Annotated in this window: 5 protein-coding genes; all 5 read left to right on the top strand. The window is 64.0% G+C overall.

The window, feature by feature from the left end:
- The first annotated feature begins 231 nt into the window (after window positions 1-231).
- The gene (locus V7Q31_RS17100) at window positions 232-900 is read left to right on the top strand and encodes a hypothetical protein (RefSeq protein WP_333835062.1); all 669 of its coding nucleotides are present in this window, start codon (window positions 232-234) and stop codon (window positions 898-900) included.
- Between the two features lie 207 nt (window positions 901-1,107).
- The gene (glpK, locus tag V7Q31_RS17095; RefSeq protein ID WP_333835061.1) at window positions 1,108-2,613 is read left to right on the top strand and encodes a glycerol kinase GlpK; all 1,506 of its coding nucleotides are present in this window, start codon (window positions 1,108-1,110) and stop codon (window positions 2,611-2,613) included.
- The gene (locus tag V7Q31_RS17090; protein ID WP_333835060.1) at window positions 2,614-3,762 is read left to right on the top strand and encodes an iron-containing alcohol dehydrogenase; all 1,149 of its coding nucleotides are present in this window, start codon (window positions 2,614-2,616) and stop codon (window positions 3,760-3,762) included. It begins immediately after the preceding gene.
- Window positions 3,763-3,848: 86 nt separating this feature from the next.
- Window positions 3,849-4,871, top strand: a complete 1,023-nt coding sequence (gene ilvC / locus V7Q31_RS17085; RefSeq protein ID WP_333835059.1) for a ketol-acid reductoisomerase — start codon at window positions 3,849-3,851, stop codon at window positions 4,869-4,871.
- Between the two features lie 48 nt (window positions 4,872-4,919).
- The gene (locus V7Q31_RS19245) at window positions 4,920-5,396 is read left to right on the top strand and encodes a RipA family octameric membrane protein (RefSeq protein WP_442976719.1); all 477 of its coding nucleotides are present in this window, start codon (window positions 4,920-4,922) and stop codon (window positions 5,394-5,396) included.
- Window positions 5,397-5,419 lie beyond the last annotated feature (23 nt).

Here is a 5,419-nt window from a genome sequence, read left to right as displayed (position 1 = left end):
CGAAGCTGAACGAGCCGCGCGACGCCGCCTACTGGCTCGAACAGCCCGGCGCGCCCAAGCCCAAGCTCGACAACGAGGACCCGACGCCCGTCACCGTCAACTACGACGCGATGGTGCGGAGCTGGAGCAACTGATTCTCTGAACACTGTGTGAGATGCAGGCAGTTCACAATGAACTGCCTGCTTTTCAAGGACCACAAGCGGTGTTACTCTCTTGTGAAAAAGATACCAAATGTGGGGCAGTGACATGTTTCAATGGGAGACGCTCCTATCTGGAGTGATAGGTGGTGTTTGCGCTCTTGCGGGAAATTGGCTGGTTATCCGTAGCTCGTCAGCCGCACATGCGACTGCGGTAAGAAAAGCAATAGATGCAGCGTCGACATTAGACGCACGGCTCGTCGAGGCGTCAAAGAATCTAGCCGAACTGCAGGTCTCATTTTCAAATTTGTCAAATCAATATTTTAAGGACATCGCTGAAATCCGCGACAAAGAGACAGAAAATAGGTTAAATATTGTTATATCAAACGCAAATCTTATAATGGCAAATATAGACTTTCTTGTAAGGAAGCTATTGCCGATTGGAAGAGATGTTAAGGATTATCTCGAAGATAATAAAATCGAAATTGAAAGTTACAGCATTCCGTCTTTGGAGTTTTTGCAGACTCCTAACTTTACCTTGTTTGATCGTGATCTTACGCAAGAGATTGCTGATTTGAGTGAGAGCTTCCAATCGGTGAAGGAAGAGCTTAAAAGACTTGAGGATAGTGTGCTCCTCGATGAGCGACTGGAGCTTGCGAAGGATTGCGATAGGGCGATCTCAGAGTTTATAGATGACGCAGGTGAGCTTAAGGACAAGCTTCGGGAACTAGTGGGAACAAAAAATGGCGCGAAGCCCGACTAACACAGAAATAAAAGAAATGAATGAGGCTAAATTTTTGAGGCTTTGTGAGCAGGTTTACGATAATGAACTTCGGGGTGTTACCGATAAACGTCAGCGCGCCAGAAAGAAACGAGCTGCCGATCGGCGCGTGAGAGAGCTGCAGAGAATTCGCAATGGGCGCTAGCGATTCCATTTTCGCGCCGTTTTACGGTTAGGGGCCTCGTTCGGTTGACCCACATCCTCGCAATCGACCAGGGCACGACCTCGAGCCGGGCCATCCTGTTCGACGCGCAGATGAAGATCGCCGCCGTCGCGCAGGAGGAGTTCCCCCAGATCTACCCCCGCTCCGGCTGGGTCGAGCACGACCCGGCCGATCTGTGGTCCACCACCGCGGGCGTCTGCCGGCAGGTGATCGAGCGCGCGGGCCTGCCCGCCTCGCAGATCGCCGCCATCGGCATCACCAACCAGCGCGAGACGACGCTCGTCTGGGAGAAGGACACGGGCCGCCCCGTCTGCAACGCCATCGTCTGGCAGGATCGCCGCACCGCCGAGTTCTGCCGCCACGTCCGCGAGGACGGGCAGGAGCAGCTGATCGTCGAGAAGACCGGCCTGCTGATGGACCCGTATTTCTCGGCCACCAAACTCAAATGGATCCTCGACCATGTCGAGGGCGCGCGGGCCAGGGCGCGCGACGGCGCGCTGCTGTTCGGCACGGTGGACACCTACCTCATCTGGCGCATGACCGGCGGCGCCGCGCATGTCACCGACGCCACCAACGCCGCGCGCACCCTGCTCTACGACATCCGCAAGGGCCGCTGGTCGAGCACGATCTGCAAGCTGTTCGACATCCCCATGCAGATGCTGCCCGAGGTGCGCGACTGCGCCGCCGAATTCGGCATGGCGCGGGGCGATCTGTTCGGGCGCGAAATCCCGATCCTCGGCGTCGCCGGCGACCAGCAGGCCGCCACGCTCGGCCAGGCCTGCTTCAGCCCCGGCATGCTGAAATCCACCTATGGCACGGGCTGCTTCGCCCTGCTCAACACCGGCGCCGAGCCGGTCGTCTCGAAGAACCGCCTGCTGACCACCATCGCCTACCAGTTCGACGGGAAACCGACCTACGCGCTGGAGGGCTCGATCTTCATCGCCGGCGCCGTGGTGCAATGGCTGCGCGACGGGCTCAAGGTGATCCGCGAGGCGCGCGAGACGCAGGCGCTCGCCGAGGCCGCCGACCCCACGCAGCAGCTGATCATGGTCCCCGCCTTCACCGGCCTCGGCGCGCCCTACTGGAACGCCGAATGCCGCGGCGCGATTTACGGCCTCACGCGCAATTCCGGCCCCGCCGAATTCGCCCGCGCGGCGCTCGAGAGCGTCGGTTTCCAGACCCGCGACCTGCTCGAGGCGATGGCGGCGGACTGGAACGGCGCGCGGGCCGAGGGCGAGGGGGGCGCGGGCGCGGTGCTGCGGGTCGACGGCGGCATGTCGGCCTCGGATTGGGGGATGCAGTTTCTCGCCGACATCATCGGCGCGCCGGTCGACCGGCCCGAAGTGCTCGAGACCACGGCGCTCGGGGCGGCCTGGCTCGCGGGCATGAAGGCGGGCCTCTATCCGCATGCCGAGGGCTTCGCGCAGACCTGGCGGCTTGAGCGGCGCTTCGAGCCCGGCCTCGACCACGGCGCCCGCGACGCCCGCTATGCGCGCTGGCGCAAGGCGGTCGCGGCCACCATGAGCGTCTGAGTGACCGCCCCCTTCGCCATCCGCGCCCCGCGCGAAATCCTGTTCGGGCGCGGGGTCGCAAGCCATGCGGCCCGCCGCATCGCCGGCTTCGGCGACCGCGTCGCGCTGGTCCACGGGGCCGCCGCCCTCCGCGCCCGCTGGCTGATCGACGCGCTCCGGGCCGAGGGCTGCGCCGTGACGCCGATCTCCTGCGCCGGCGAGCCCGACATCCCCATGCTGGGGGCCGCCGTCGCGCAGGCGCGCGCGGCGGGGGCGCAGGCTGTGGCGGCGCTCGGCGGCGGCTCGGCGCTCGATCTGGGCAAGGCGGTCGCGGCGCTCGTCCCGGCGCGTCGGCCCGTGCTCGACCATATGGAAGTCGTCGGCGCCGCCCTGCCGCTCGACGCGCCCCCGCTCCCTTTCGTCGCGATCCCCACCACCGCCGGCACCGGCGCCGAGGCCACGAAGAACGCCGTGATCGCCGCCCCCGATCAGCGCCGCAAGGCCTCGCTGCGCGACGACCGGATGCTCGCCGCCCTCGTGATCGTCGACCCCGCTTTGACCGACGGCGCCCCGAAGCCGGTCACGCTCGCCTGCGGCCTCGACGCCCTCACCCAGCTGATCGAGGCCCATGTCAGCTGCAAGGCCACCCCCTTCACCGACGCGCTGACCCGCCCCGCCATCGCGCCCTGCCTGCGCGCCCTGCGCGCCCTGATGGAAGGCGACGACGCCGCGGCGCGCGACGCGATGGCCTGGGCCTCGCTGTCGAGCGGGCTTGCGCTCGCCAATGGCGGGCTCGGCGCTGTCCACGGCTTCGCCGGCGCGCTCGGCGGCTGGACGGGCGCGGCGCATGGCGCGATCTGCGGCGCGCTCCTGCCGCATGTGCTGCGCGCCAACGCCGCCGCGCTCGGCGACGGCCCTGCGTCGGCGAAGCTCGCCGAAATCCTCGCGCTGATCGCCGCCGAATTCGGCGCGCCCTCGCCCGAGGCCGGCCTCGAGGCGCTGGCGTCGTGGAGCGCCGCGCAGGGCCTGCCCGGCCTCGGCGCGATGGGGCTGGAAGCGGGCGACTGCGCCGCGCTCGCCGAGGCGTCGCGGCTCTCCTCCTCGATGAAGGGCAATCCGGTCGCGCTCGATGCGCCCGCGCTGACCGCGATCCTGCGCGCCGCGCTCTGAGCCGCGCGCCCGCCTCTCTGGACAAGGCCGGGCCGCTCGTCTAAGCGCCGCGCCACGGCACACATGATGCGAGGGGAGAAAGCGCGATGCGCGTCTATTACGATCGCGACTGCGACATCAATCTGATCAAGGGCATGAACGTCGCCATCGTCGGCTATGGCAGCCAGGGCCACGCGCACGCGCTCAACCTCAAGGACAGCGGCGCCGCCAACGTCGTCGTCGCGCTGCGCAAGGGCTCGGCGAGCGCCGCCAAGGCCGAGGGCGCGGGGCTCAAGGTGATGGAGATCGCCGAAGCCGCCAAATGGGCGGACCTGATGATGATGGCGATGCCCGACGAGCTGCAGGCCGACTGCTTCCGCGAGCACATCGCCCCGAACCTGCGCGACGGCGCCGCCATCGCCTTCGCCCACGGCCTCAACATCCATTTCGGCCTGATCGAGCCGAAGCCCTCCATCGACGTGCTGATGATGGCGCCCAAAGGCCCCGGCCACACGGTGCGCGGCGAGTTCGTGCGTGGCGGCGGCGTGCCCTGCCTCGTGGCGGTGAACAACGACGCCTCCGGCAAGGCGCTCGAGATCGGCCTCTCCTATTGCTCGGCCATCGGCGGCGGCCGCTCGGGCATCATCGAGACGAGCTTCAAGGAGGAATGCGAGACCGACCTGTTCGGCGAGCAGGCCGTGCTCTGCGGCGGCCTCGTCGAGCTGATCCGCATGGGCTTCGAGACGCTGGTCGAGGCCGGCTATGCGCCGGAGATGGCCTATTTCGAGTGCCTGCACGAGGTGAAGCTGATCGTGGACCTGATCTACGAGGGCGGCATCGCCAACATGAACTACTCGATCTCCAACACCGCCGAATTCGGCGAATACGTCTCGGGCCCGCGCATCCTGCCGCGAGACGAGACCAAGGCGCGCATGAAGGCGGTGCTCGACGACATCCAGCAGGGCCGCTTCGTGTCGGAATGGATGCGCGAATGCCGCGCCGGCCAGCCGATGTTCAAGGCGACCCGCCGCAACAACGACGCCCACCAGATCGAGGCCGTCGGCGAGAAACTGCGCGGCATGATGCCCTGGATCAAGGCCGGCGCGCTGGTCGACAAGGCGAAGAACTGAAGGTACTCTTCCTGCGGGCGGACATTTTTCCGCCCGCAGGGGTTTGTCATGAATAATCCGGATTCTGAAGCTTCAAGGAATAAAAAATTCGACGACGATTTCAAGTTATGCCTAGATATATCCTACAGGATGTTCGATAAGCACGCTCAACAAAGGGTGCAGTTTTTTCAGTTTTTTGTCACGGTAATTGGGTTTGCGATTGCGGCCATTGGTGTCGCCGTAAACTCAGAAAAGGCAGTGACTATTATTTTTGCTTCTTTATTTCTTTTTATTATTACGTGTATTTTTCAGAGCATAGAAGAAAGAAACAAGGCACTTGTTAAGATCAGCGAGAAGTCGTTCAGGCGATTTCAGTCGAGGCTTTCGGCTTACGAGCCTTGGCTGAGGATTGTTGATATTTCTGACAGGATTTCAAGGCGAGGGTATCCGAGTTATGGAAAGGCGTTTCGGAATGTATTCCTAGTCACCAAGGTGTTTTCAGTGCTTGCGATCATATATGGAATTTCACTTCTCGGTTCCGATTAACCGCGCCATCCGCGCCTTCACCC

Source organism: Rubrimonas sp. (genome assembly GCF_036788415.1).
Lineage (GTDB): Bacteria > Pseudomonadota > Alphaproteobacteria > Rhodobacterales > Rhodobacteraceae > Rubrimonas.
This window is presented reverse-complemented; position numbering and strand designations above follow the sequence as displayed.

Excerpts from the sequence above, each read along its gene's own strand:
- V7Q31_RS17100 (WP_333835062.1), top strand. The coding sequence starts at position 232 with ATGTGGGGCAGTGACATGTTTCAATGGGAGACGCTCCTATCTGGAGTG.
- ilvC (WP_333835059.1), top strand. The coding sequence starts at position 3,849 with ATGCGCGTCTATTACGATCGCGACTGCGACATCAATCTGATCAAGGGC.
- V7Q31_RS19245 (WP_442976719.1), top strand. The coding sequence starts at position 4,920 with ATGAATAATCCGGATTCTGAAGCTTCAAGGAATAAAAAATTCGACGAC.